The organism is Phyllobacterium sp. YR620 (assembly GCF_900104165.1).
GTDB lineage: Bacteria > Pseudomonadota > Alphaproteobacteria > Rhizobiales > Rhizobiaceae > Phyllobacterium > Phyllobacterium pellucidum.
Genome location: NZ_FNJP01000002.1, coordinates 894,896 through 919,370, shown reverse-complemented (window position 1 = coordinate 919,370; position 24,475 = coordinate 894,896). Strand labels below are relative to the sequence as shown.

At 59.9% G+C, this 24,475-nt stretch carries 26 protein-coding genes; 17 read left to right on the top strand and 9 right to left on the bottom strand.

Annotated elements, in window-relative coordinates:
- Nucleotides 1-16: 16 nt before the first annotated feature.
- The 6 genes from BLR72_RS11405 to BLR72_RS11380 all read left to right on the top strand — a co-directional run bounded on the left by BLR72_RS11405 (nt 17) and on the right by BLR72_RS11380 (nt 6,529).
- The gene (locus BLR72_RS11405) at nt 17-946 is read left to right on the top strand and encodes an electron transfer flavoprotein subunit alpha/FixB family protein (RefSeq protein ID WP_091948393.1); all 930 of its coding nucleotides are present in this window, start codon (nt 17-19) and stop codon (nt 944-946) included.
- Nucleotides 947-1,043: 97 nt separating this feature from the next.
- Nucleotides 1,044-1,925, top strand: coding sequence for a 3-hydroxybutyryl-CoA dehydrogenase (locus BLR72_RS11400; RefSeq protein WP_027231353.1), 882 nt, complete (start codon nt 1,044-1,046; stop codon nt 1,923-1,925).
- A gap of 174 nt (nt 1,926-2,099) precedes the next feature.
- Nucleotides 2,100-3,137, top strand: a complete 1,038-nt coding sequence (locus tag BLR72_RS11395) for a TerC family protein (RefSeq protein ID WP_091948390.1) — start codon at nt 2,100-2,102, stop codon at nt 3,135-3,137.
- A gap of 21 nt (nt 3,138-3,158) precedes the next feature.
- The gene (locus BLR72_RS11390) at nt 3,159-3,797 is read left to right on the top strand and encodes an exopolysaccharide biosynthesis protein (RefSeq protein ID WP_091948387.1); all 639 of its coding nucleotides are present in this window, start codon (nt 3,159-3,161) and stop codon (nt 3,795-3,797) included.
- A gap of 3 nt (nt 3,798-3,800) precedes the next feature.
- Complete coding sequence (locus BLR72_RS11385) at nt 3,801-4,274, top strand: YaiI/YqxD family protein (protein ID WP_091948384.1); 474 nt, start codon at nt 3,801-3,803, stop codon at nt 4,272-4,274.
- Between the two features lie 326 nt (nt 4,275-4,600).
- Entirely contained in the window at nt 4,601-6,529 is a 1,929-nt protein-coding gene (locus BLR72_RS11380; RefSeq protein ID WP_091948381.1) for a DEAD/DEAH box helicase, read from the top strand.
- Between the two features lie 76 nt (nt 6,530-6,605).
- On the opposite strand, the gene BLR72_RS11375 is transcribed toward BLR72_RS11380, so the two are convergent.
- Nucleotides 6,606-7,283, bottom strand: coding sequence for a thiol:disulfide interchange protein TlpA (locus tag BLR72_RS11375; protein WP_091948378.1), 678 nt, complete (start codon nt 7,281-7,283; stop codon nt 6,606-6,608).
- A gap of 34 nt (nt 7,284-7,317) precedes the next feature.
- Between BLR72_RS11375 and argH the strand changes: the two genes are divergently transcribed.
- The 4 genes from argH (at nt 7,318) to BLR72_RS11355 (ending at nt 12,947) form a co-directional block, all read left to right on the top strand.
- Nucleotides 7,318-8,718, top strand: coding sequence for an argininosuccinate lyase (gene argH / locus BLR72_RS11370; protein WP_091948376.1), 1,401 nt, complete (start codon nt 7,318-7,320; stop codon nt 8,716-8,718).
- An 80-nt stretch (nt 8,719-8,798) separates the two neighbouring features.
- Entirely contained in the window at nt 8,799-8,984 is a 186-nt protein-coding gene (locus BLR72_RS11365; protein ID WP_091948373.1) for an LPS translocon maturation chaperone LptM, read from the top strand.
- Between the two features lie 9 nt (nt 8,985-8,993).
- A complete protein-coding gene (lysA, locus tag BLR72_RS11360; RefSeq protein WP_091948371.1) occupies nt 8,994-10,259 on the top strand; it encodes a diaminopimelate decarboxylase in 1,266 nt (421 codons plus the stop codon).
- 123 nt (nt 10,260-10,382) lie between these two features.
- The gene (locus BLR72_RS11355) at nt 10,383-12,947 is read left to right on the top strand and encodes a TIGR02302 family protein (RefSeq protein ID WP_091948368.1); all 2,565 of its coding nucleotides are present in this window, start codon (nt 10,383-10,385) and stop codon (nt 12,945-12,947) included.
- Here the strand turns inward: BLR72_RS11355 and hpt are convergent.
- Both hpt and BLR72_RS11345 read right to left on the bottom strand, forming a co-directional pair.
- The gene (gene hpt, locus BLR72_RS11350) at nt 12,944-13,486 is read right to left on the bottom strand and encodes a hypoxanthine phosphoribosyltransferase (RefSeq protein WP_027231345.1); all 543 of its coding nucleotides are present in this window, start codon (nt 13,484-13,486) and stop codon (nt 12,944-12,946) included. The two genes, BLR72_RS11355 and hpt, sit on opposite strands and share 4 nt — an antisense overlap.
- A 96-nt stretch (nt 13,487-13,582) precedes the next feature.
- Nucleotides 13,583-13,837, bottom strand: coding sequence for a hypothetical protein (locus tag BLR72_RS11345; protein ID WP_091948366.1), 255 nt, complete (start codon nt 13,835-13,837; stop codon nt 13,583-13,585).
- A gap of 244 nt (nt 13,838-14,081) precedes the next feature.
- Here BLR72_RS11345 and ftsE point away from each other — a divergent pair, with 244 nt between their 5' ends.
- The 4 genes from ftsE to BLR72_RS11325 all read left to right on the top strand — a co-directional run bounded on the left by ftsE (nt 14,082) and on the right by BLR72_RS11325 (nt 17,372).
- Entirely contained in the window at nt 14,082-14,705 is a 624-nt protein-coding gene (ftsE, locus tag BLR72_RS11340; protein WP_234576140.1) for a cell division ATP-binding protein FtsE, read from the top strand.
- Nucleotides 14,698-15,684, top strand: a complete 987-nt coding sequence (locus BLR72_RS11335; RefSeq protein ID WP_091921253.1) for a cell division protein FtsX — start codon at nt 14,698-14,700, stop codon at nt 15,682-15,684. The genes ftsE and BLR72_RS11335 overlap by 8 nt, the downstream gene beginning before the upstream one ends.
- Nucleotides 15,685-15,801: 117 nt before the next feature.
- A complete protein-coding gene (locus tag BLR72_RS11330) occupies nt 15,802-16,503 on the top strand; it encodes a YdcF family protein (protein WP_244506674.1) in 702 nt (233 codons plus the stop codon).
- A gap of 83 nt (nt 16,504-16,586) precedes the next feature.
- Nucleotides 16,587-17,372, top strand: coding sequence for a lysophospholipid acyltransferase family protein (locus BLR72_RS11325; protein WP_091948359.1), 786 nt, complete (start codon nt 16,587-16,589; stop codon nt 17,370-17,372).
- Between the two features lie 52 nt (nt 17,373-17,424).
- On the opposite strand, the gene BLR72_RS11320 is transcribed toward BLR72_RS11325, so the two are convergent.
- Entirely contained in the window at nt 17,425-17,946 is a 522-nt protein-coding gene (locus tag BLR72_RS11320) for a gamma-glutamylcyclotransferase (RefSeq protein WP_091948669.1), read from the bottom strand.
- A gap of 42 nt (nt 17,947-17,988) precedes the next feature.
- On the opposite strand from BLR72_RS11320, the gene BLR72_RS11315 reads away from it, so the two are divergent.
- Nucleotides 17,989-19,026: a DUF2125 domain-containing protein gene (locus BLR72_RS11315; protein WP_175492336.1), complete on the top strand. Its 1,038-nt coding sequence runs from the start codon at nt 17,989-17,991 to the stop codon at nt 19,024-19,026.
- A gap of 89 nt (nt 19,027-19,115) precedes the next feature.
- On the opposite strand, the gene BLR72_RS11310 is transcribed toward BLR72_RS11315, so the two are convergent.
- The 4 genes from BLR72_RS11310 to hisC form a co-directional block, all read right to left on the bottom strand.
- Nucleotides 19,116-19,271, bottom strand: coding sequence for a type II toxin-antitoxin system RelE/ParE family toxin (locus tag BLR72_RS11310; RefSeq protein ID WP_091948354.1), 156 nt, complete (start codon nt 19,269-19,271; stop codon nt 19,116-19,118).
- The gene (locus BLR72_RS11305; protein WP_091948351.1) at nt 19,268-19,528 is read right to left on the bottom strand and encodes a type II toxin-antitoxin system ParD family antitoxin; all 261 of its coding nucleotides are present in this window, start codon (nt 19,526-19,528) and stop codon (nt 19,268-19,270) included. Before BLR72_RS11305 ends, BLR72_RS11310 begins: the two co-directional genes overlap by 4 nt.
- A 62-nt stretch (nt 19,529-19,590) precedes the next feature.
- Nucleotides 19,591-20,523 carry a prephenate/arogenate dehydrogenase family protein gene (locus BLR72_RS11300; RefSeq protein ID WP_091948349.1) on the bottom strand — a complete coding sequence of 311 codons (933 nt, stop codon included), beginning with the start codon at nt 20,521-20,523 and terminating at the stop codon, nt 19,591-19,593.
- A 3-nt stretch (nt 20,524-20,526) separates the two neighbouring features.
- A complete protein-coding gene (gene hisC / locus BLR72_RS11295; protein WP_091948346.1) occupies nt 20,527-21,633 on the bottom strand; it encodes a histidinol-phosphate transaminase in 1,107 nt (368 codons plus the stop codon).
- Nucleotides 21,634-21,856: 223 nt separating this feature from the next.
- Between hisC and BLR72_RS11290 the strand changes: the two genes are divergently transcribed.
- Complete coding sequence (locus BLR72_RS11290) at nt 21,857-23,044, top strand: homoserine O-acetyltransferase MetX (protein ID WP_091948667.1); 1,188 nt, start codon at nt 21,857-21,859, stop codon at nt 23,042-23,044.
- Nucleotides 23,041-23,655 (top strand): methionine biosynthesis protein MetW, encoded by a 615-nt coding sequence (metW, locus tag BLR72_RS11285; RefSeq protein ID WP_091921245.1) that lies wholly within the window; start codon nt 23,041-23,043, stop codon nt 23,653-23,655. The genes BLR72_RS11290 and metW overlap by 4 nt, the downstream gene beginning before the upstream one ends.
- On the opposite strand, the gene BLR72_RS11280 is transcribed toward metW, so the two are convergent.
- The gene (locus BLR72_RS11280; protein WP_091948344.1) at nt 23,652-24,398 is read right to left on the bottom strand and encodes a class I SAM-dependent methyltransferase; all 747 of its coding nucleotides are present in this window, start codon (nt 24,396-24,398) and stop codon (nt 23,652-23,654) included. The genes metW and BLR72_RS11280 overlap by 4 nt on opposite strands.
- Nucleotides 24,399-24,475: the final 77 nt, after the last annotated feature.

Here is a 24,475-nt window from a genome sequence, read left to right as displayed (position 1 = left end):
AGGAAAGGAACATAAAATGGCTATTCTTCTGTTTGCCGAACACGACAACGAGACCCTTTCCGACCAGACCGCCAAGGCGCTGACGGCCGCCCTCGCCATCGGCCCGGACGTGCATGTGCTCGTCGCCGGCAAAGGCGCCAAGGGCGTCGCCGAGCAGGCCTCCAAGCTTGGCGGCGTCAAGAAGGTGCTTCTCGCCGACAGCGACGATCTGGCCAACCGCCTTGCCGAGGCAAGCGCCGCGCTCATCGTTTCGCTTGCCGGCAACTACGACACGATCATTGCCGCTGCCACCACCAACGGCAAGAACATCCTGCCACGCGTTGCAGCCCTGCTTGATGTCATGCAGGTCTCGGACATTATCGAAGTGGTTTCCGCCGACACCTTCAAGCGTCCGATCTATGCCGGCAACGCCATCCAGACCGTGCAGGCCACCGATGCCACGAAGGTCATCACCGTGCGCACCGCAACGTTCGCCGCCGCCGGTGAAGGTGGTTCGGCATCGGTCGAAAGCGTCAATGCCGCTGCCGATCCCGGCCTGTCGAAATTTATCGAAGCCAAGCTTTCGGGCGGCGATCGTCCGGAACTGACCTCGGCGAAGATCATCATCTCGGGTGGCCGCGCGCTCGGCTCCAACGAGAAGTTCAAGGAAGTGATCCTGCCGGTTGCCGACAAGCTCGGCGCAGCGGTGGGTGCGTCGCGCGCCGCCGTCGATGCCGGCTACGCCCCCAACGACTGGCAGGTTGGCCAGACCGGCAAGGTCGTGGCTCCTGACCTCTACATCGCGGTCGGCATTTCCGGTGCGATCCAGCACCTTGCCGGCATGAAGGATTCGAAGGTCATCGTCGCCATCAACAAGGACGAAGAAGCCCCGATCTTCCAGGTGGCGGATTACGGCCTCGTAGGCGACCTCTTCACCATCCTGCCGGAACTCGAAAAAGCGCTCTGAGATCCTTCAAAATTTGAAATGAAATTATCTGGCCGGGGTAGACGATACTACCCCGGCCATTTAGTTTGTATGGTACATATAACAATCGGATGGAAACATGGCTGGCACGATCAAGACTGTAGGCATTATTGGCGCAGGGCAAATGGGTTCGGGCATTGCCCAGGTTTGCGCAGTCGCCGGTTACAATGTTTTGATCCATGACCAGTCTGCCGAACAGATCGAGAAGGGCATCGCCACGGTCAACGGCAACATGGCTCGTTCGGTTTCCCATGGCAAACTCGAGGAATCCGCCCGCGTCAAAGCGCTGTCGCATATCCGTCCCGCCCTGAGCATGGAGGATCTGGCCGGCGTGGATCTCGCCATTGAGGCGGCGACCGAAGACGAAACCGTCAAGCGCAAGATTTTTGCCCAGCTTTGTCCGAATCTTAATCCGGAAGCGATCCTCGCCACCAATACATCGTCGATTTCGATCACGCGCCTTGCCGCCACCACCGACCGGCCCGAGCGCTTCATTGGCATTCACTTCATGAATCCGGTGCCGGTGATGAAGCTCGTCGAACTCATTCGTGGCATCGCCACCGAAAACGTGACCTTCGAGACCGCGCGGGAATTCGTCGCCAGCCTCGACAAGACGATTACTGTCGCCGAGGATTTTCCCGCCTTCATCGTCAATCGCATTCTGCTGCCGATGATCAACGAGGCGATCTATGTGCTTTATGAGGGCGTCGGTTCGGTAGAGGCGATCGACACGGCGATGAAGCTCGGCGCCAATCATCCAATGGGGCCGCTGCAGCTTGCCGATTTCATCGGTCTCGATACCTGCCTGTCGATCATGCAGGTCCTCTATGACGGCCTCGCAGATTCGAAGTACCGCCCCTGCCCCCTCCTCGTCAAATATGTCGAAGCCGGCTGGCTCGGGCGCAAGGCAGGACGCGGCTTTTACGACTATCGCGGCGAACACCCCGTGCCGACACGCTGATCCTCCGCCAGCCGCTTGCCGCAAAAGTATATTTCGATCAAACCCTTGCATTGGTCTCCGCCTCTTCCCAACTGAGGCAGAATTGCAGCACCGGGCCCCTCTGGCGGGAGTTACCGGCTCTCTCGTGATGTCGGAGCTGTAATCTGGAACCGATGCCGGCGGATCTTTTTCAACATGGAGCTTCTATTTACCGACGCCATGGGCCAGCCCCTGTGGATGTGGCTTGGCTTTCTCACCCTCGTACTCGTTCTTCTCGTCCTTGATCTGGGCGTTCTCAACCGTAAAAATCACGACATAGGCATGAGCCAGAGCCTTTTGCTCTCGGCTTTTTATATCAGTCTCGGCCTCGCCTTCGGCGGGTTCATCTGGTGGGAACTCGGCCCCGAGGCCGGCATGCAATATCTCACCGGCTTCGTCGTCGAAAAAAGCCTGGCGATGGACAATATTTTCGTCATAGCGATGATCTTCGGCTATTTCGCCATTCCAAAGCAGTATCAGCACCGCGTCCTCGTTTACGGCATCCTTGGCGTCGTCGTCCTGCGCGGCATCATGATTGCCGCGGGAGCTGCCATCGTCCAGGAATACCACTGGGTCCTTTATCTCTTCGCAGCCTTCCTTGTCTTTACTGGCATCAAGATGCTTGTTTCCAGCGACGAGGCGTATGACGTCTCGGCCAACCCGGTCTTCAAGTTCATCAGCAAGCGCTTCCGCGTCACGCCGGAACTGCACGGCGAGAAGTTCATCGTGCGCCGCACAGATCCACTGACAATGAAACGCCAGACCTGGATTACGCCGCTGCTTCTGGCGCTCGTCATGGTCGAACTTGCCGACGTGATCTTCGCGGTCGACTCGATCCCGGCGATTTTCGCCATCACCACCGACCCCTACCTTGTCTTCACGTCGAACATCTTCGCAATTCTTGGCCTGCGAGCGCTTTATTTCGCGCTGGCGAGCCTCATCCACCGTTTCGTTTACCTGAAATACGCGCTCTCGCTCGTCCTCGTTTTCATCGGCGGAAAGATTTTCGTTGCCGACGCATTGGGGCTGGCAAAGATACCGCCGATGTGGTCACTGTCGATCACGCTTGGCATACTGCTCGCGGGTATCCTCGGTTCGCTTTGGAGCACCCGGCACGAGCATAAGGCCGGATTGTCACATGATGGAAAACCCTCCCCAGCCGCAGCTGCCGCTGACACGTCGGGGAAAGTCTGAACCATCGAGCAGGAGGACGCGATGAACGCTGACGGAACACCGTCCGACTGGGACCCGACCGGGTCTGCTGACGAACGGCGCCTCTCTAGCGTTCTTGTCCATCTTGGCGACAGACAGGCGGACAGGATATCGCTCGAAGATATCCTGTCCGCACTTTCGGAGCGCAGCTTTGGAGCGCTCCTGATCTTGTTTTCGGCGCTCAACCTGGTGCCGCTCCCCCCCGGGACATCGACAATATTCGGCATTCCCCTCGTGCTGCTCTCGATCCAGATGCTGATCGGTTTCGAGAACCCGTGGTTCCCCGCCTTCATCCGCCGCAAATCCATGCGTATCGAAACTTACCGCGCCTTCATCGGCCGGATACAGCCCATTCTGCTGCGGTTCGAAAAGCTGGCTCGCCCGCGCTACTGGCTGGTGCCGCAGATCATTGTCGAGCGCGTCGTCAGCATTGTCGCGCTGGCAATGTCACTGATCGTGATTTTGCCGTTTCCCCTGATCAACCAGATGCCTGCACTGAGTATCGTTCTGCTTTCGATCGGGCTTGGCGAACAGGACGGATTGTGGCTCGGCACCGGGCTGCTCGTTGCGGCGCTCGCTGCCGGCATTGCCATCGGCCTTGGCGCCTCCGTGGGCCTTGCCGCCTTGCATATTTTCGGCTGAACCATGACCGACACCAACAAGATCACGATCTATGTCGATGCCGACGCCTGTCCGGTCAAGGCGGAGATATACCGTGTGGCCGAACGCCATGGCGTCAAGGTCTATGTCGTGTCGAATTCCTTCATGGCGATCCCGCGCGATCCGATGATCGAGCGCGTCATTGTCAGCGACGGGTTCGATGCGGCCGACGACTGGATCGCGGAGCGCGTCCACCGGGGCGATATTGTTGTCACCGCGGATATTCCGCTCGCCAGCCGCTGCGTCAAGGCCGGCGCCGACGCGATTTCGCCGACGGGGCGGGCTTTCACCGAGGCCTCGATCGGCAACACGTTGGCGACCCGCAATCTCATGGAGGAATTGCGCCAGGCGGGACAGATCACCGGCGGCCCGCGGCCCTTCTCGCCGAAGGACCGCTCGGCTTTTCTTTCAGCGCTCGACCTTGCCATCGTGCGTCTGAAGCGGGCGGGGTTCGTTTAGCCAACGAATCCGCGCCGCTACAGCGCTTCAAGCGCAGCATCATCACCGCCATAGGCCCTTCTGAGTACAGTCCTATAAAGTGTCCGTGTGCGACCAATTTTCACCGCGCGCCTTTCCCTAATGCTTTACCGCCAACGCAAAAAACGTGATCATCGCAGGATTTCCCGAGATGGCCGAGGCGGATTGTCCGCGCGGCAAGCCTCCCGCCATTGACGAAATGCGCGATAAGTTCTACGAGGACGCAACAAAGCTATATGCGTGCCGCTCGTGCTCCCATTGACGCCGAGCCCAGACACCAGCCCAAACCCATACTTGAAAGTTCATAAATGACCATCTTCGATTCTATCGCCCCGGCGTTGTCCGGTGCATTGGCAGCCCGTGGCTATGAGACCCTGACCCCGGTCCAGACCGCCGTGCTCGCTCCAGAGGCAGAAGGCGCAGACCTTCTCGTCTCCGCTCAGACCGGCTCCGGCAAGACCGTTGCCTTCGGCATCGCCATCGCACCGACGCTGCTCGATGGCGCTGAGCGCTTCGAATCCATCGGCGCGCCCTATGCGCTGGTCATCGCACCGACGCGCGAGCTTGCGCTGCAGGTGCGGCGCGAGCTCGAATGGCTCTACGAGCAGACCGGCGCGCGCATTGCTTCCTGCGTCGGCGGCATGGACATGACCAAGGAACGCCGCGCCCTGCAGGGCGGCGCCCATATCGTCGTCGGCACCCCCGGCCGTCTGCGCGATCACATTACCCGCGGCTCGCTCGACATGGCGGACCTGCGCGCCGTCGTTCTGGACGAAGCCGACGAGATGCTCGATCTCGGCTTTCGCGAAGATCTCGAATTCATCCTCGGCGAGGCGCCGGAAGACCGCCGGACATTGATGTTCTCGGCGACGGTGCCGAAGCCCATCGCCCAGTTGGCCAAGCAGTTCCAGAACAATGCGCTGCGCATTTCCGCCACGAGCGAAAAGGAACAGCACAGCGACATCGAGTACCACATCATGCCGGTGGCGCCGCGCGAGCGCGAAAATGCCATCATAAACGCATTGCTCTACTACGATGCGCAGAACACCATCATCTTCGGTTCGACCCGCGAAGCGGTCAAGCACCTGACGAGCCGTCTTTCCAATCGCGGCTTCAATGTTGTGTCGCTTTCCGGCGAACTCAGCCAGGCCGAGCGTACCAACGCCTTGCAGGCGATGCGCGACGGTCGCGCCCGCGTTTGCGTTGCGACCGATGTTGCCGCCCGCGGTATCGACCTGCCCAATCTCGACCTCGTCATCCACGCCGACCTTCCCAATAATTCCGAGACCTTGCTCCACCGCAGCGGCCGCACGGGACGCGCCGGACGCAAGGGCGTCTGCGTGCTGATCGTGCCGCCATCCCGCCGCCGCACGGCGGAACGCCTGCTGCAGGGTGCCAAGCTCGCGACGTCCATGGTCCCGCCGCCGGATGCGGCAGCCATCAACAAGCGCAATCGCGAACGTATCCTCAATGATCCGTCATTGACCGAAACCGTCGCTGAGGACGAGACGGATTTCGTGCGCGAACTCCTTGAAAAGCATTCGTCAGAGCAGATTGCGGCCGCCTATCTGCGCCAGCAGATGGCCGCCCGCCCTGCTCCCGAGGAACTGTCTTCGACGCCGTCGCATGTGCTCGAACCAATGCGCAAAGGGGGCCGTTTCGACGAGCGTCCGGAGCGGGGTGAACGCGCTGACCGTGGAACGCGCTCGGCGCGCAATACGGAGTTCGAAAGTGGCGCATGGTTTTCCGTCAGCGTCGGTCGCAAGCAGCGCGCCGAACCGCGCTGGCTGCTGCCGTTGATCTGCAAGGCCGGTGACATCACCAAGACCGATGTGGGATCGATCAAGATTCTCGACACCGAAACGCGTTTCGAGATCACTGTAAGCAAGGCCGACGATTTCCTCGCCCGTATCAAGCAGTACGGCAGCGGCGAAAAGGGCGTGAACATTACCCGCAGCGAGGGCCCGGGCTCTGCTGGCGCGCGCCGCAGCGATGGCGGCGAATACAAGGGCAAGAAGAGCTTCGGCGAAAAGCGCGATTGGGATGACAAGCCGCGCGCCCGCGACGACAAGCCGAAAGGCGATTGGTCAGCCAAGCCGGCCAAGGCGAAGCCCGAAGGCTGGACGACCGAAAAGCCGAAAAAGCAGCCCAAGGAGCGCAAGCCCGGCGAGTTGCATGGCTTTGACAAGTACAAGGCCAAGAAGGCACGCAAAGCCGCCGCCGGCGGGGGCGAATAATAAGCGATACGCCGGGGCTGCCTTGTTCGTCAGCCCAAGGATCGCGATAGCGATCAGGGAAGTATTTAGCCCTGACCTAAAGAGCCTTTGCCGCGTCGATAAAGCGGGCGGCGTCTTCGCCGGACCATTCGGCAGGGCCATTCATGGCGGCAATCTGGCAGCCTTCCTTGTCGACAAGCATTGTGACGGGAAGGCCGAAGGCGAGGTTCTTGCGCTTCAGATCATTGAAGACGCTCATCGACGGATCACGATAGAGTTCCAGCGATTTGACGCCGATTTCATTCAGGAACGTCCTCGGCTTCGTTTCGTCGCCCGTATCGATATTGATCGTCACGACCTTGAAGTCATCGCCGCCTTTCTTCACCTGTAGCGCGTCGAGCGCCGGCATTTCCTCGCGGCAGGGCAGGCACCAGGTGGCCCAAAGATTGACCAGCAAAGTCTTGCCCTTGAAATCCTCGAGCCGTACCGGCTTCCCGTCGGGGCCGGTGAAGCTGAGCGACGTCATGGATTGCGGCGTATCGGCGCCGCGCATCGCCGCCACGGCACCGGTTGCCGACTTGTCGATCGTCTTTGCATTGGCGGTTTTCAGCGCACATTGATCGCCTGTGTTTGTCGCGGTGGCAATATTGCCAGAGGGCCGCTCCATCACGTATACCGCAACCGCACCGGCAAGGATGCCAGCGAGCGCGGCAAGGGAAATGATCCTCCTGCTGCCGCTCCGTTGGGTTTTGCCTGTCTCGTCGCTGCCTGCCATTTTCTACTCTTTTCGCTACTCACCAAGGCGCATCATGTCCGACAAGAAGAACAGCAATGAAATGTGGGGCGGCCGTTTTGCCTCCGGTCCCGCCGCGATCATGGAAGAGATCAACGCTTCCATCGGTTTCGACCAGAAACTCTACGCCCAGGACATTCAAGGTTCACTTGCCCATGCTGCCATGCTTGCGAAAACCGGCATAATCGCGGCAGAGGATTACGACAAGATCGCGGGCGGCCTGAACACGATTTTGTCAGAGATCGAGAGTGGAAAGTTCAATTTCTCACGCAAACTTGAAGACATTCACATGAATGTCGAGTCGAGACTGGCTGAACTCATCGGTGCAGCGGCGGGCCGCCTGCACACGGCGCGTTCGCGCAATGATCAAGTCGCGGTCGATTTTCGCCTGTGGGTAAAGGCGGAATTCGAAAAGGTCGCGGTCGCCTTGAAGAAGCTTATCGACGCGTTTCTTCGCCGCGCCGAAGAACATGCGGCAACACTGATGCCGGGCTTCACCCATCTTCAAACCGCCCAGCCTGTCACCTTCGGCCATCATTGCATGGCCTATGTCGAAATGTTCGGGCGCGACCTCAGCCGCGTCAAGGATGCTATCGCCCGAATGGACGAATCGCCGCTCGGCGCCGCAGCCCTTGCCGGTACCGGCTTTCCCATCGACCGTCACATGACCGCGAAGGCGCTCGGCTTTCGCGAACCGACCAGGAACTCGCTCGACAGCGTTTCCGATCGCGACTACGCGCTCGAATTTCTCTCGGTGGCCGCAATTGCCGCGACGCATCTTTCGCGTCTCGCCGAGGAGATCGTGATCTGGTCGACGCCGCAGTTCGGTTTCGTGCGGCTGTCGGATTCGTTTTCGACCGGCTCATCGATCATGCCGCAGAAGAAAAACCCCGATGCCGCGGAACTTGTGCGGGCCAAGACCGGCCGCATCACCGGTTCTTTGGTTGGTCTCCTGACCGTGATGAAGGGTCTGCCGCTCACCTATTCAAAGGACATGCAGGAGGACAAGGAGGCAGTGTTTGACGCCGCGGAAACCCTCGAGCTTGCCCTTGCGGCGATGACCGGCATGGTCGGCGACATGACGATCAATGTGGCGGCGATGAAGAAGGCCGCGGGCTCGGGCTATTCCACCGCGACGGACCTCGCGGATTGGCTGGTGCGTGAGCTCGGACTGCCGTTTCGCGAGGCGCATCACGTCACCGGACGCGCTGTCGCCCTCGCCGAGCAGAAGAAATCCGATCTCGGTAAATTGTCGCTCGCCGAGCTTCAGGGCATTAACCCGGGGATTACCGAGGCTGTGTTCGGCTTTCTGACCGTCGACAAATCGGTGCGCAGCCGCAAATCCTATGGCGGAACAGCCCCGGAACAGGTTCGCAAGCAGATCAAGTTCTGGCAAAAGCGAATTGCAAAACTCTAGGTAGCGGGTGACCCTTCCCTAAGTCGCCATCATGCACTAGACAAGGACAACCGCCCTTCCGGACGACAGGATCAAGACCTATGGCAAGCCGTTCCATTCTGACGACAATTCTGGTCACACTGGCGATTGCGAGCGCCGTTTCGGCTTGCGGCCGCAAGGGTCCGCTCGAACTGCCGCCAGCCTCCGTGACCTCCGCGCCGGGCGAGCCGAAAACGGCCGCCCCTCCCGCCCAGGACAAGCGTTTCATACTCGACCCATTGATCTAGGCCATTGCCGTGAACCATTTCGAATACAAGGACGGCGTTCTACACGCCGAAGGCGTCAGCATCCCCGATATCGCGCGGGTCGTGGGCACGCCGTTCTATTGCTATTCGACCGCAACGATCGAACGGCATTTCAAGGTCTTTTCCTCCGCTTTTGCCGAAATGGATGCGCTCGTCTGTTACGCGCTCAAGGCCAATTCCAATCAGGCTGTGCTGAAAACGCTGGCAAAGCTGGGGTCAGGCGCCGATGTCGTCTCGGAAGGCGAACTGCGCCGTGCCCTTGCCGCGGGCATTCCCGCCGGAAAGATCGTCTTTTCCGGCGTCGGCAAGAAGCCCGGCGAGATGGACTATGCCCTCGCTGCCGGCATCCACTGCTTCAACGTCGAATCCGAGCCTGAACTCGAACTGCTTTCAAGCAGGGCTGTGGCCGCGGGCAAGGTTGCACCGGTATCACTCCGCATCAACCCCGATGTCGATGCCAAGACCCACAAGAAGATCTCGACGGGCAAATCGGAAAACAAGTTCGGCATTCCGCTTGCAAGGGCAAGTGAGGTCTACGCCCGGGCCGCAAAACTTCCGGGACTCAAGGTCATCGGCGTCGACATGCATATCGGCAGCCAGATCACCGATCTCGAGCCCTTTGACAATGCCTTCCGTCTCCTCGCCGAGCTGGTCGCCCAGCTCAAAGCCGATGGGCACGACATCCAGCATGTCGATCTCGGCGGTGGCCTCGGCATCCCCTATCATTTCGACAACAACCCGCCGCCGCTGCCGGATGCCTATGCCGAGATCGTTGCGAGGCACATCAAGCCGCTGGGCCTGAAGACGATCTTCGAGCCCGGGCGGCTCATCGTCGGCAATGCCGGTATCCTCGTCAGCGAAGTAATCTTCGTCAAGGAAGGCGACGCGCGCAACTTCGTCATTGTCGATGCGGCAATGAACGATCTCATCCGCCCGACCTTGTACGATGCTTTCCATATCATCCGGCCGGTCAGGGAGGCTTCGGCTTCGCAGCCGCGTATCCGCGCCGACATTGTCGGGCCAGTTTGCGAGACGGGCGATTATCTTGGGCTGGACCGCGACCTGCCGGGGCCGGCGCCAGGCGATCTCATCGCCATCGGTACGGCCGGTGCCTACGGAGCCGTGCAGGCCGGCACCTACAACACGCGCCTGCTCGTGCCGGAAGTCCTTGTCAGTGGCGATCAATTTCATGTTGTCCGCCGACGCACGAGCTATGAGGAACTGATCGGGCTTGATTCAATCCCTGAATGGTTGTGAGTTTTTTACAGACCTAAACACAAAACTATGATCGGTTTTTTCGGCCAAGGCCTCGCCTTTGCCATGATGGATGTTATTGTTCTTTAGGGCCATCATCGTCGATGTTGCCGAGATGGAGTGCGTATGACCGATCAACACCCCGACCAACGGGACGCTGAAGGGGTCAGGTTCGATATTTTCAGAAGTATCGATCGCCTCCGTTTGTCCACATGGGTCGCGATCAGTTTCGAGCGCCTGTGGCCGCTGCTGCTGCCGTTCCTGCTGCTGGGCGGCGTCTTTCTTTGCCTTTCCTGGTTTGGAATTTTCCGGCTGATGCCGGATCTTTTGCGCCTCGGTACGCTGGCGCTTTTCCTAATCGGACTCATGCCGTGCTTCTATTTCCTTTTGAAGTTCCGCCTGCCGGATCAGGAGGAGATCGATGCGCGGCTCGAAAAGGTCAATGCCCTCGACCATCAGCCAATCACCGTGCAGTCGGAAGAATTGGCGACGAGCAGCGCCGACCCCTTCGCCCGCGCACTCTGGGACGAGCACCGCCGGCGGATGGCGGAACGCATTCGCAATCTCAAGAGCGACCTGCCGCAGACACGTGTGCCCGAAATCGACCCGTGGGGTTTGCGCGCAATCGTCGGCCTGTTTCTGGTAATTGCTTTCGCCTTCTCTGGCGGGCCTTTGGGTGGGCACATCAGCGATGCTTTCCGCAGCCATGGGGGTAGCAACGTGGCGCCGCCGCGGATCGATGCCTGGGTCACGCCGCCGCGTTATACCGGGCGCGCGCCGCTGTTCCTGACGTCGGCAGCCAACACCGCCGAGAAGCAGTTCACGGTTCCAGAAGGCAGCATCCTCACTATCCGCGTTATTGGCGGAAACGGGACGGAGAAGGTGACACTGCGACCACAAGGCGGAATTGCCGCGGACGTTGCTGCCAAGCAGGAAGGCAAGCAACCGGAAGGCGAGGCCGTAAAGGACAGGCCGCGCAATTTCGAAATGTCGCTCGGCGCGACCAGCACCGTCGCGCTGTTTGTCGATGGCCGCGGCAACGCCGAATGGACCTTTTCCGTCACCCCGGATGAGCCGCCTTCGATCCGCTTCACCAAGGACCCGTCGAGCGCGGCAAACGGGACGATGGAGGTGACCTACGAAATCAAGGATGATTACGGCGCGGTCAGTGCCGTCGCCAGGATGGAACCGGCCAAGCCTGCCGACAATGACGCCCGTCCGCTCTACAATGCGCCGGATCTTCCGCTTGCACTGCCCCGCCGCGGCGAAGCGGCAAAGGAGACCAAGACCACCAAGGACCTTACGGAGCATCCATGGGCGGGCTCCGAAATCCGCATGACGCTTGTTGCCACCGATGACGCCAAGCAGGAGGCGCGCAGCGAAACCAAGACGCTCATCATGCCCGAGCGGCCGTTCGCCAATCCGCTGGCCCGGGCGGTAATCGAGCAGCGCCGCAACCTGGCGCTGAATGCCAACGCCCGGCAGGATGTGCTCAACACGCTGGACGCAATCACGATGTGGCCGGAAGAAACCATCAAAAATGCCTCGCATTATCTGGCCTTGCGCAGCGTCCACACACGGCTCGACATTGCCCGCACCGATGACCAGTTGCGCGATGTTGTCGCCTATATGTGGCAGGTCGCGCGCGGCATCGAGGATGGCGCCCTTTCTGACGCTGAACGACGGCTGCGTGAAGCGCAGGAAGCGTTGAAACAGGCGTTGGAACGGGGCGCGAGCCAGGAAGAAATTGAACGCCGCATGGCCGAACTGCGCCAAGCGATGAACCAGTATCTGCGCGAGTTTGCTGAAAAGGCGCAGAAAAATCCCAACATGGCGCAAGCGCCGAACCAGAACATGCAGGAACTGCGCCAGGAAGACCTCGACCGCATGCTCGACCAGATCGAGGATCTTGCCAAGCAGGGTTCGCGCGATCAAGCGCAACAGTTGCTCTCCGAATTGGAGAACATGCTCAACAACCTGCAGATGGGGCAGAACCAGCGTGGTCAGAACGGCCAGCAAGGTCAGATGCGCCAGCAGATGGACAAGCTCGGCGAGTTGATGCGGCGCCAGCAGGACATGATGAACCAGACCCACCGCCTTGAGCAGCAGCGCCAGAACGGCATGCAGCAGGACTACGGCCAGAATGGTCAACAAGGGCAAAATGGCCAGCAGGGCAACCAGGGCCAGATGTCAGATCAGGAGATCGAGAACGCCTTGCGCGGCCTGCAGGAAGGGCAGAACAAGCTCAGATCCGATCTCGACCAGATGATGGACGACCTTAAGGGCCTCGGCATCAATCCCGGCAAGGACTTCGGCGATGCCGGCAAATCCATGGGCGATGCCGGCAAGTCGCTCGGCGAAGCTGATGGGGGTCAGGCGCTCGACCAGCAAAGCAATGCGCTCGACGCCTTGCGCCGCGGCGGCCAGGACATGATGAAACAGATGCAGCAGGCGATGGGTCAGGAGGGCCAGACCGGACCGGAAGGACGCCAGCAAAACGGCCGGCTCGATCCGCTCGGCCGCGAGCGCCGCACTGGCGGCATCGACGACGGCACCAGCACAAAGGTCCCCGGCGAAATCGATATCCAGCGGGCGCGCGAGATCCTGGACGCCATCCGCCGCAGGCTTGGCAATGCGCTGAGCCCGCAGATGGAAAAGGACTATCTCGAGCGGCTATTGAAGTTCGATTAAGCGTCGTCAGTCACGACGCCAACATAGGGCAGCTGCCGGTACGAGTGGCCGACATCCATGCCATAGCCGACGACGAAATAGTCCGGGCATTCAAAACCCTTGAAATCGGCCTCGATATCCGTCTTGCGCTTGACGCTCTTGTCGAGGAGCACGGCAATGGAAACGCTGCGGGCGCCGCGCGCCAGCATCAATTCGCGCGTGAATTTGAGAGTCTTGCCCGATTCCAGAATGTCATCGATCAACAGCACATCGCGTCCATGCACATCGCTGTCGATATCGCGCAAAAGATGCACTTCGCCGCTCTCGGTTCCCTTGCCGTAGCTTGACACCGTTATGAATTCAACATCGGGTTCCGCGCCTGCATCGTGCATGGCGCGGATCAGGTCGGCTGCAAAGATGAACGATCCCTTGAGGATCGAAATGACGAGGAGGTTCTGGAAGTTGCGCCCGACAATGGCCTTTGCCAGTTCGAGGTTCCGCTCCGCGATCGTTTCGGCGCTGAATAGAACGTCGATGTTTCTTCCGCTGACCTTTGGCATGCGTGTCTTTCCGGTTTCATATACGGGGTGGTTGCGCAGATGCGCTCTATAGCCTGATCCTGAGGCAAAAAGCAAAGTTGAACATGTGCGGGCGGCTTACTGTCCGATGAAAAGCACGTGCCCGCCAGCGATCCAGAATGCCGACAGGGCCGCCAAAGCGACGACCAGCCAATAGCCAAAGCCGGGAAGGGTTGGACGGCGAGAAACCGCAGGAGTGAATATCGCAAAGCCGCCTGCCGTTGCCGCCACCTCAGCATGTGCGTCGATCGCGCTTCCACCTGGCATTATCGTTTCGAACGACGCGTCTTCGATTTCGGAAATGGCGAATGCCTGCGCCGACGCAATATTCATGGCATCGGTCGCAAGCGGTGCTGCAGATTGTGCATTCTTCCGGTTTCCCGCTCACCCTGCCATGTTGCAGTCATGTTTGTCCGAATCATGCGCAGGAGCCTAGCGCGCAAAAATTAACGTTTCGGCTGTTGTTCAGGCATGTTGATGGGTGGTCAAATCTGTCCGCGCCAAATAAAACGGGCATGGATTTGAGATTGGAAAACTACGCTTGATTCGCTTTGAGAATGTCGGACTGCGATACGGGATGGGCCCGGAGGTGCTGCGTGATGTCAGCCTCCATATCTCGCCCCGCTCGTTCCAGTTTCTGACCGGTCCCTCTGGCGCCGGCAAGACTTCGCTGCTGCGTCTTCTCTTCATGACGCTGAAGCCGACACGCGGTCTGATTACGGTTTTCGGCAAGGACATTGCCACCATCTCATCGAAGGAAATGCCGCTACTGCGGCGCCGCATCGGCGTCGTCTTCCAGGATTTCCGCCTTCTCGATCACATGACGACCTATCAGAATGTCGCCCTGCCGCTGCGTGTGCGCGGCAAGGAAGAGGCGACATACCGCGCCGAAGTCGAGGAACTCTTGCACTGGGTCGGCCTTGGCGAGCGCATGCATGTGCTCCCGCCCGTTCTCTCCGGCGGTGAGAAGCAGCGCGCGGCAATCGCCCGCGCCCTCATTGACCAACCCGAGATTCTGCTTGCCGACGAGCCTACGGGCAATGTCGATCCGCCGCTGGCGCGGCGGCTGTTGCGGCTCTTTGGCGAGCTTAATCGTTCCGGCACCGCCGTTGTCATCGCCACCCACGATCTCACGCTGATGGACCAGATCAATGCGCGGCGCATGATCCTCGATCAGGGGAGGCTCGACGTCTATGATTGACGCCGCCCGCCTCAAGGAACAGGCGTTCTCCGCCATTGGCGTCCTTGTCGCGCGTGTGCGCGGCGGCAACGGCCAGGCGCCGATCGTTCCTGCAGGCAATGTCGTCGGACATGCTCTGATGATCGTGATTGCCATCATGACCTTTCTTGCCTGCCTCACAATAGGCGCCGTCAGCCTTGTTCAATCAACTGCGGCCACCTGGCAGAGTCAGATTTCGACTGAAGCCACCATCCAGATACGCCCCGTCGAGGGCGAGGACATGGAAGCGCTGCTCGCCAAGGCAAGCGGCATCGCGCAAGGTTTCGCCGGCGTAAAGGCAACGCGGATCATCGACAGGGCAGCGACGGCGCGGCTGCTTGAGCCGTGGCTCGGCACCGGGCTCGACATTGATGAACTCCCGGTGCCGCGCCTCGTTGTCGTGACGCTCGACGAGGCCGCCCTGCCCGATTTTGCCGCCATCCGCGCCGCGCTCGTCAAGGATGTGCCGGGGGCAAGCTTCGACGACCACCGCAACTGGGTGGACCGCCTCGTCTCAATGGCCCGCTCGACCGTGCTTATCGGCACCGCGGTCCTTGCCCTCGTCGTGGCGGCGACAGTGCTTACGGTTATCTTCGCAACGCGCGGCGCCATGGCGGGCAACGGCCATATCATCGAGGTGCTGCATTTCATCGGCGCTGAACAGAAGTTCGTTGCCCGCCAGTTCGAGAGGCATTTCTTCTGGACCGCGCTCAAGGGAGCACTTTGCGGCGGCGCGCTCGCGATAGCCATTTTCCTGATGATTGCGTGGTGGTCGTCGCGCAATCTTGCCACGCCTGAGGCAGATCAGGCGACCGCGCTTTTCGGCAATTTTTCCATCGGATCGAGCGGCTATACCGGTGTTGTCCTTATTATTCTGGCGGTCAGCGTCCTCACGATGATTACAACGCGAATGACGGTCATTGCACATTTAAGACAGGTGGACAGACGCGACGAAACCTAACTTTGTTAATTTAGTTTCAGTAACATGGATTTGGCAAAAGGCCCCTGCAAGGCCGCGGTTGACCTCCATTTGAAAGACATATCTCAGACAAGGCAATTTGCGCGCAAGATGAACGGCGTGAACGACAGCAACGGCAACCAGGATTCCGACGATATGAGACGTGATGGGCGGGTCGTGACGTTCGTCCGCAATCGCATCGTCTTGCCTTTGTTCGTCCTCGCAATTCTTGCCCTCGGACTGTTCATCGGTGGCTTCATCATTTTCAGCGATCGCGTGACGATGATGGAACCACCGGACCTGACCGAGCCGGCCGATGGCATCGTCGTTCTCACGGGCGGTTATTCGCGTATCGAGGGGGCGCTCGACCTGCTCAAGAACAAGCGCGGCAAGCGGCTTTTCATAAGCGGCGTTCATGCCTCGGCCAACCGCGCCGAATTGCAAAGGGTCACGGGCGGCGATGCGGAACTGTTCGACTGCTGCGTCGATCTGGACCGTTCGGCACTCGACACCATCGGCAATGCCGAAGAGAGCGTCAAATGGGCCAATGCGAACAATTACAAGCGGGTGATCGTGGTCACCAACAATTACCACATCCCGCGCACCATGGTCGAACTCACCCATGCTTCGCAGGATATCGAATTCATTCCCTATCCGATCATCAACACCAACCTGCGTGATGGCGACTGGATATCGCGCGGCCTGATCGTCCGCGTACTCTTCGTCGAATACGTCAAATATCTCGGCGCTGTCCTGCGCTCCAATCTGCCCGACAGTCTGTCCGATGCCACCGCGTCGCTTCTGCACCGTTTCAAGGGGTAATTTCGCAGGAGCCGGTTTGCCGGTTCACGGCCACGCTGAATTGGTATAACGAAGACCGCAAGCCGACAGCACCAGAGACCCTCATGACGATCATCCGGTCACTTCTCTTCAACACCGCCTTCTATCTCAACCTGATCATCCAGATGATCATCTTCACGCCCTTCTACTTCCTCAGCCCGCGCAAGCAGGCCTGGATCATCCCCAAGAACTGGGCAAGATCCAATCTCTGGCTGCAGAAGGTCATTGCGGGCGCCGAGCCGCTGATCGAAGGGTTGGAAAACCTCCCGGACGGCCCCTATATCTGCGCGCCGAAGCACCAGTCGTTCTGGGATACCTATGCCTTCCTGCCGCACATCGCCGACCCAGTCTATATCCTCAAGCGCGAACTGACGTGGATCCCGCTTTTCGGCTGGTATATCGCCAAGATGAAAATGGTGCCGATCGACCGCGGCAGGCGTTCAGCGGCAATGAAAGCAGCCGTACGTGGCGCTCGCGATGCGATTGCCGACAACCGGCAGTTGATGATCTACCCGGAGGGTACCCGAACGGCTCCAGGTGCTCCGCCGCATTACAAATACGGCGTTGCCCACATCTATGGCGAACTCGGCGTCCCTGTGGTGCCAATTGCCCATAATGCCGGGCTTTTCTGGCCGCGCCGCAAATTCTTGCGCTACCCCGGCGTAATCCGCTGCCGTATCCTGCCGCCGATCCAGCCGGGTCTCGACAACGACGCCTTCCTCAAAAAGCTGGAAGAGGTCACGGAAGCTGCATGCGACGAGCTATTGATCGCAACGGCGAAATCCGACAACCCGCCGCCAATGCCGCCAACGGCGGTCCAGCGGCTGAAGGAACTCGGCGTCGAGGTTTGATTATTCAATACTACGATTGCTACTTCCTCAAGCCTCGCCTGAGGACCAGCCTTTAGCCTTGGTCGACAGCAGCCGCGACTGCCTCCATCCAATGGTCGCGAATATCCATCTTGCGCATATGTTCAAGCGTACTGTGCACATAGTCTTCGTTGCGGCCGGATTTTCCGACCGAACCGCGGACCGCCGTTGCCGCATCTTCAACGGACAGTGCCCCTGCATATTGCACATGGTCGCGGTCCACGATGTAGGTTAGCGCCTCGACCTTGCGGCCATCCGCAAGGCGCACGCCGAGCCGGCGTTCGAGATAAACATGCGTCACAAGCTCGCGCTCGCGCAGATAGGCCACAACCTCATCCTCTAGCTCTCCAGGCACGCGAAACGCCATGCCGAGACATGACCCACCTCGATCAAGCCCGAGGACGAGGCCCGGCCGCTCCGGCGTGCCACGGTGAACGTAGGAACGCACGCAAAGCGCGCGCCGATAGCCGTGGAGGCGGGCATGAGTGGTCTCCACATGAGCGAAGCCGGGTTTCCACATCAAAGATCCGTAGCCAAAGACCCAAAAATCGCCCATATCCATCCTGATAGCTGTACTCCCACCCAGCGGAGCTTCCCCATGATCGATAGCGAGAGCCGGACCATGCCGTCAAGCACCCCCGAAACTGTCAAGAAGCCGCGCAGACTGCTGAAATTTCTGATCGGCGGGCTTGTCGTGCTTGGCGTGATCTATACAGCCGGCTGGTATTATCTCGCCCGCGAACTCGAGACCCGTGTTGCGACCAACATCGCCGCCTTCAAGGAAAGAGGCATCGACGCGACTTGCGAGAACGCAAGGGCCAGCGGCTTCCCGCTGCGCGTCGGGCTCGATTGCACCAAGGTCGGCTGGGCCGACAAGGCAAAAAATCTTTCAGTGACAGCAGGAAGCTTCCGCTCGGCGGCACAGCTTTACGATCCAATGCGTATCAACAGCGTCATCGAAGGGCCTGCGGCGCTCGATCTGCCGGGGTTTATTCCACTTGATGCCAAGTGGGACGGCTTGACCTCCAGTATCCGTCTCGACCGGCCGCTTCCGAAGGAAATCACGATCGACGGGAAGAATGTCGTCGTGAGCGGGCGTGATCCGGGCGCGGCGCCAATCGCCGTCGTGGGAAGCGGGCAGCTCGACTTTCGCGCCAATGATCCGCAGATGGATGTCACGCTCAATTTCAACAAGCTCAAACTCGCCGATAACGTCGTTCCCAACCGTTCGCTGCCTGAACTTACCGGCGCTGCGGACATCGGACTTGCCAACGGGTTTGCGCTTCTGGGCAAAACCGAGCGCAACCTGACTGTCCTGCGCGGGCAATCAGGCACTTTGCGCAAGGTCGATCTCTCCTTTGAAGACGGCAGCGGCGTCGGCATCACCGGGCCGTTCTCGGTGGCTGAAGACGGACGCATCACCGGCGAATTCCGGGTGACTTTGCGCAACCCGGAGGGCTTCGCCAAGGCCGTCCAGGGCATAGTTCCCGAGGCCGGCAATACGATTTCGACCGTGCTGCAGGCGCTTGCCTTTGCGCCGCGCGACGCTGACGGCGCACCGACGCTGCCGATCAGCGTGAAGAATGGGAAAATGTCCGTCGGCTTTATTAGTATCGGCCGCCTGCCGTCGCTGTGACTTTATTGGGACGACGGATCGCCTGCAAAAAGTACCCGCTCATGGTCCATTGTGGACGGCGCACCTGATTCCCCTACCTTTTCGGCCGGTTAGAGCGCATGCGAATTCGGGAAATCCACGATGCTGGCGCATCGCGCCTCCAACTCCTCAAGGAACGTAACCGCTCGCCACGGATTGTCGTCTGCGATGTAATCGCCAATCGACAATACGTCGCTTCGCGCGGCGTCTGTGAAGGCAAGCTTCAAAGGCCGCGTTCTTTTGCCATGGCGGTGTAGCGGGCCTTCAACTCGTCGAAAACATCCTGCGCCGGCCTGACCCGGCCAGCCTCAACGTCTTCAAGACCTCGTGCCAGGGCCGCGTCCAGCGCAGCCAGACGCTTCTCGCGTTCATCGACAAGGCGAATACCTTCGCGCAGTATCTCGCTCTTCGAATTGTAGTGCCCGCTCTTTATAAGGCGCTCAACGACCGCCTCTAAATTTCCGAGTTCAACACTATGTGCCATGGCTCACCTCTCGACTATTATGAATAATCGATAATAGTTATCAAGCCCGTTTTGTGATTGCTCTAACTCCCCGGCTGGCTTGCCTTCTGGCGGCCGAAATCGGGGGCGTCGATTTCCTGCCCAGCGTCGATGATACCGCGGCGCACCGCGCGGGTGCGCGTAAACAGGCTGAAGAGCGCATGGCCGTCGCCCCAACGGATCGACCGCTGCAACGAGGATAGGTCTTCCGAGAAACGCGCGAGCATTTCGAGGATCGCCTCCTTGTTGTGGAGGCAGACGTCCCGCCACATTGTCGGGTCGGAAGCGGCAAGGCGCGTGAAGTCGCGAAAGCCCGAGGCCGAGTATTTGATGACTTCGGAATTCGTCACTTCCTCAAGGTCGCTGGCTGTGCCGACGATATTGTAGGCAATGATGTGCGGCAGGTGCGAAACGATGGCGAGCACCCGGTCGTGGTGCACAGGATCCATCGTATCGAGGCGCGAGCCGCACGCTTCCCAGAACTTCGTCAACCGGTCGAGCGCGTCCGGGTCGGTACCTTCGAGCGGCGTCAGAATGCACCAACGATTGTTGAAGAGTTCGGCAAAGCCTGAATCCGGCCCGGAATACTCCGTACCCGCCAGCGGATGGCCGGGAATGAAATGTACGCTTGTGGGAAGTTCCGGCTGCATCTGTGCAATGACAGAGCCCTTGGTCGAGCCGACATCCGTGACGATGGCGCCGGGCTTAAGCGACCCGGCAATCTGGCGCGCCACTTCGCCGGACGACCCCACAGGCACGGAAATGATCACCAGGTCGGCCTGCTTCACCGCCTCGGCGCTGTCGAGCGTGTAGCTGTCACCCAGGCCCAGTTCCCTGGCCCGGGCAAGCGTAGAGGCGCTGCGTGTGGAGATGACGACATGATCGGCAAGGCCCTCGCGCTTGATGACGCGCGCAAGGGAAGAACCGATGAGGCCGATGCCGATCAGTGCGATTGTGTCAAAGTGGATTTTGGACATGGTCTACTTCAGAAATTCGGAGAGTGCGGCGACTACGCCGCGATTGGCTTCCTCGGATCCGATGGTAAGGCGCAGCGCGTTGGGGAATCCGTATCCGCCGACGCGGCGCAAAATATAGCCCTTGCTCGTCAGGTAGGCGTCGGCCTTTTCGGCCGACTTCGCCGGATCGTCCGGGAAGTGCACGAGCAGGAAATTGCCGACTGACGGCGTGATCCGCAGCCCCAGCGCCGTCAGTTGCTCGGTCAGCCACGGCAGCCACTTCTCGTTGAATGCGACGGCGGCATCGACATGAGCGCGGTCGCGGATGGCCGCGGCACCGGCGGCGATCGCCGCCGAGTTCATGTTGAACGGACCACGGATGCGGTTGACAGCATCGATGACATGGGCGGGCGCAAACATCCAGCCGATGCGCAGGCCGGCAAGCCCGTGAATCTTCGAGAATGTTCGGGTCATCACAACGTTTTCGAAGTTCGAGACGAGTTCGACCCCGGCTTCATAATCGTTGCGACGGACATATTCGGCATAGGCGGCATCAAGTACGAGAAGAACGTTCTTCGGCAGCCCGGCATGCAGCCGGCGCACTTCCTCGAATGGCACGTAGGTGCCCGTCGGGTTATTCGGATTGGCCAGGAATACGATCCTGGTGCGCGGCGTCACTGCGGCAAGAATGGAATCGACATGCGCCTGCTCGGTCTTTTCCTTGGCGACGACAGGCGTTGCGCCAGCCGCCATGATGTAGATCTTGTACACCATGAAGCCGTGCTCGGTATAAATCGCCTCATCGCCGGGCGCGAGATAGGTCTGGCAGAGCAGTCCGAGCAATTCGTCGGAGCCATTGCCACAAAGGATATTGCCGGCATTGAGGCCGTGCATTTCGGCGATCGCCTTCTTCAGTGCGGTCGCCTGCCCGTCCGGATAGATTTCCAGCCGTTCCGCCGCGGCGCCATAGGCTTCGATCGCGTGCCGGCTGGCGCCAAGCGGAGTTTCGTTGGACGAGAGCTTGTGGACCTTCGCGACACCCGGCGCATGTTCCTTGCCCGGTACGTAGGCTTCAATGTCGAGCACACCGGCTTTGGGGGTTGGGCGTAAGTCTTTAAGCGTCGTCGTCATGATTCTATGTTCCGTGGCATCGTACGTTTCGAGGGGCAATGCTCGTCGTTCACTGGAAAGCAACCGTGCGGACATAGCCGCACACGGGGCGGATGTCGAGAAAAATGGCATTTCACCTTCTTGGCCTTGATCGCCATGGATGACGGCCAGCACCAAAGTAACCATTGACTTTGTCTCTACCGCAACCATAGCTACCGGCATCTTGCTCAATTTTCGCGTAAAGATGACCAAAGCCAGCCGAGCATCAGCAACGACCGATCAGAAGATTCAAGAAGCGACCAATCCCCATAGTCCCGTGGTGGATTTTGGGGCGGACAAGCCCTTGCATCTTGATAGCGGCGTGTCGCTGTCTCCGTTCCGCCTGGCCTACCAGTCCTACGGCGAACTCAACGCCGACAAGTCCAATGCCATTTTGATCTGTCACGCGCTCACCGGCGATCAGCACGTTGCCAACGTGCACCCGATGACAGGAAAGCCCGGATGGTGGGAGACGCTCGTCGGACCTGGAAAGCCTGTCGATACAGACCGCTATTTCGTGCTTTGCTCCAACGTCCTTGGCGGCTGCCTCGGATCGACTGGCCCCGCATCGATTAATCCGGAAACAGGCAAGCCCTATGCGCTCGATCTGCCCGTCATAACCATTGCCGATATGGTCCGGGCTCAGGCCATGCTCATCGACCATTTCGGCATCAAGCAACTCTTTGCCGTCATCGGCGGATCGATGGGCGGCATGCAGGTGCTCGAATGGGCATCGAGCCATTCAGACCGGGTGTTTGCCGCAGTAGCGATTGCGACAGGCGCACGGCATTCGTCGCAGAACATCGCTTTCCACGAGGTTGGCCGGCAGGCGGTCATGGCCGATCCCGAGTGGAAGGAAGGGCGTTATCTTGAAGCCGAGACAGTGCCCCGCAAGGGTCTTTCCGTCGCCCGCATGGCTGCACACATCACCTATCTTTCGGAAGTTGCCCTGCATCGAAAGTTCGGCCGCAATCTTCAGGACCGGCAGAACGTCACGTTCGGCTTTGACGCGGATTTCCAGATCGAAAGCTATCTGCGCTATCAGGGCATGAGCTTCGTCGACCGCTTCGATCCGAACTCCTATCTCTACATGACCCGCGCCATGGATTATTTCGATCTGGCGGCCGAGCACGAGGGGCGCCTTGCCGACGCCTTTGCCGGGTCGAAAACACGTTTCTGCATCGTATCGTTTACCAGCGACTGGCTGTTTCCAACGAGCGAAAGCCGCACTGTCGCCCATGCCCTGAATGCCGCGGGTGCTTCGGTGTCTTTCGTCGAGATCGAATCCGATCGCGGTCATGATGCCTTCCTGCTTGATGAGCCGGAGATGTTTTCGGCCATCAACGGCTTCATTCGTTCGGCGGCCCGCGCCAAGGGGCTCCTGGCCCAATGAGCGTCAACACCAATGCCCGCGTCGATTTCGAAGTCATCGCCTCGCTGGTCAAACCCGGTTCCCGCGTCCTCGATGTAGGATGCGGCGATGGCGAACTCCTCGAATTGCTGCAGAGCGCAAAAAATGTCGATGGCCGTGGCGTCGAGCTATCGCAAAAGGGCGTCAATGAATCGGTGGCCCGCGGCCTTTCGGTCATCCAGGGCGACGCCGACAGCGATCTCAAATACTACCCCGATTCCGGCTTCGACTATGTGATCCTGTCACAGACCCTGCAGGCGACCCGCAATCCGAAAAACGTCCTTACCGAACTCCTGCGCATCGGCGAGCGCGCAATCGTATCCTTCCCCAATTTCGGTCACTGGCGCGTGCGAACATCGCTTGCCCTTAACGGGCGCATGCCGGTCACCAAGGATCTTCCCTACAGCTGGTATGACACGCCGAATATCCATTTCTGCACGATCAGCGACTTTGTCGACATGACCAGGGAAGTCGGGGCCGAGGTGGAATCCGCCGTCGCGCTCAATGCGCTCGGCCAACGGCTCGGCTTCAACATGCCGTGGGGATTCTGGAACCTATTCGGCCAGCAGGCCGTATTTCTGCTCAAGCGTTAGATCCCATCCCGCCGGGCACTGGCCGTACCTGACGGTGACAGTACCGGGACGAAAACGCGCCGCGAGGATCGCTGCGCAACCGGCAGGCCCTGGTAGATTCGCTTTTGCGCTTCGACGATATGAACGCCCGAGAACATTGGCCAGAAGCGCCGACCCGCTCGCTCGAAAAGCGGCGACGGCCGCATGACGGAGCGCCTCGACGACGGCGGAAAGAACAACGCCTCTGCCCAGGGACCCGGCGTGAAGTTTGCCTCGCGCAGCAGCCGCGTCAGCTGCCCGCCGCTATAGGGCCTGCCGCTGCCGAAGGGCGTATGCTCGAAGCGCGCCCACAGGCCGCGCCGGTTCGGCACGACAATGACCAGCCTGCCGTTGGGCGCCAGCACGCGCCACATTTCCTTGAGCGTTTCGCGCGGGTCTTCCGCATGCTCCAGCGCATGCACCATTAAAATCCGATCGACGGAAGAATCGGGCAGCGGCAATTCCTCTTCGAAGATCAATGCCGTGGCGGAAGGCTCCGCAGGCGGCCAGCTCGCGGCGCCTTGCCCGGCCGGCATGAAGGCGAACGTACGCTCCGTATCGCTGCGAAACCGGTCGAGATAGGGAACGGCGTAGCCAAGTCCGACGAGCCTTTCTCCCGGCAGTTTCGGCCAGATCGAAGCGAGTGCCATCGTAATCGAACGCTCGGTCAGGTGGCCGAGCGTCGATGCGTAGAATGCGCGGAGATCGATAATGTCGAGATGCATGCGGGCAACCTAAAGCGTTCCTGCCTTAAATAGAAGCAGATACGAGTATCGCCAACATGAACATGAAACTTCTAGGG

Coding starts and splice junctions, on each gene's coding strand:
- BLR72_RS11300 (WP_091948349.1), bottom strand. CDS start 20,523: ATGTCCAAAATCCACTTTGACACAATCGCACTGATCGGCATCGGCCTC.
- argH (WP_091948376.1), top strand. CDS start 7,318: ATGTCCGACAAGAAGAACAGCAATGAAATGTGGGGCGGCCGTTTTGCC.
- BLR72_RS11395 (WP_091948390.1), top strand. CDS start 2,100: ATGGAGCTTCTATTTACCGACGCCATGGGCCAGCCCCTGTGGATGTGG.
- BLR72_RS11385 (WP_091948384.1), top strand. CDS start 3,801: ATGACCGACACCAACAAGATCACGATCTATGTCGATGCCGACGCCTGT.
- BLR72_RS11400 (WP_027231353.1), top strand. CDS start 1,044: ATGGCTGGCACGATCAAGACTGTAGGCATTATTGGCGCAGGGCAAATG.
- hpt (WP_027231345.1), bottom strand. CDS start 13,486: ATGCCAAAGGTCAGCGGAAGAAACATCGACGTTCTATTCAGCGCCGAA.
- BLR72_RS11375 (WP_091948378.1), bottom strand. CDS start 7,283: ATGGCAGGCAGCGACGAGACAGGCAAAACCCAACGGAGCGGCAGCAGG.
- ftsE (WP_234576140.1), top strand. CDS start 14,082: ATGGGCCCGGAGGTGCTGCGTGATGTCAGCCTCCATATCTCGCCCCGC.
- hisC (WP_091948346.1), bottom strand. CDS start 21,633: ATGACGACGACGCTTAAAGACTTACGCCCAACCCCCAAAGCCGGTGTG.
- BLR72_RS11315 (WP_175492336.1), top strand. CDS start 17,989: ATGATCGATAGCGAGAGCCGGACCATGCCGTCAAGCACCCCCGAAACT.
- BLR72_RS11305 (WP_091948351.1), bottom strand. CDS start 19,528: ATGGCACATAGTGTTGAACTCGGAAATTTAGAGGCGGTCGTTGAGCGC.
- BLR72_RS11320 (WP_091948669.1), bottom strand. CDS start 17,946: ATGGGCGATTTTTGGGTCTTTGGCTACGGATCTTTGATGTGGAAACCC.
- BLR72_RS11390 (WP_091948387.1), top strand. CDS start 3,159: ATGAACGCTGACGGAACACCGTCCGACTGGGACCCGACCGGGTCTGCT.
- BLR72_RS11345 (WP_091948366.1), bottom strand. CDS start 13,837: ATGAATATTGCGTCGGCGCAGGCATTCGCCATTTCCGAAATCGAAGAC.
- BLR72_RS11325 (WP_091948359.1), top strand. CDS start 16,587: ATGACGATCATCCGGTCACTTCTCTTCAACACCGCCTTCTATCTCAAC.
- BLR72_RS11290 (WP_091948667.1), top strand. CDS start 21,857: ATGACCAAAGCCAGCCGAGCATCAGCAACGACCGATCAGAAGATTCAA.
- BLR72_RS11280 (WP_091948344.1), bottom strand. CDS start 24,398: ATGCATCTCGACATTATCGATCTCCGCGCATTCTACGCATCGACGCTC.
- BLR72_RS11365 (WP_091948373.1), top strand. CDS start 8,799: ATGGCAAGCCGTTCCATTCTGACGACAATTCTGGTCACACTGGCGATT.
- BLR72_RS11355 (WP_091948368.1), top strand. CDS start 10,383: ATGACCGATCAACACCCCGACCAACGGGACGCTGAAGGGGTCAGGTTC.
- metW (WP_091921245.1), top strand. CDS start 23,041: ATGAGCGTCAACACCAATGCCCGCGTCGATTTCGAAGTCATCGCCTCG.
- BLR72_RS11405 (WP_091948393.1), top strand. CDS start 17: ATGGCTATTCTTCTGTTTGCCGAACACGACAACGAGACCCTTTCCGAC.
- BLR72_RS11380 (WP_091948381.1), top strand. CDS start 4,601: ATGACCATCTTCGATTCTATCGCCCCGGCGTTGTCCGGTGCATTGGCA.
- BLR72_RS11335 (WP_091921253.1), top strand. CDS start 14,698: ATGATTGACGCCGCCCGCCTCAAGGAACAGGCGTTCTCCGCCATTGGC.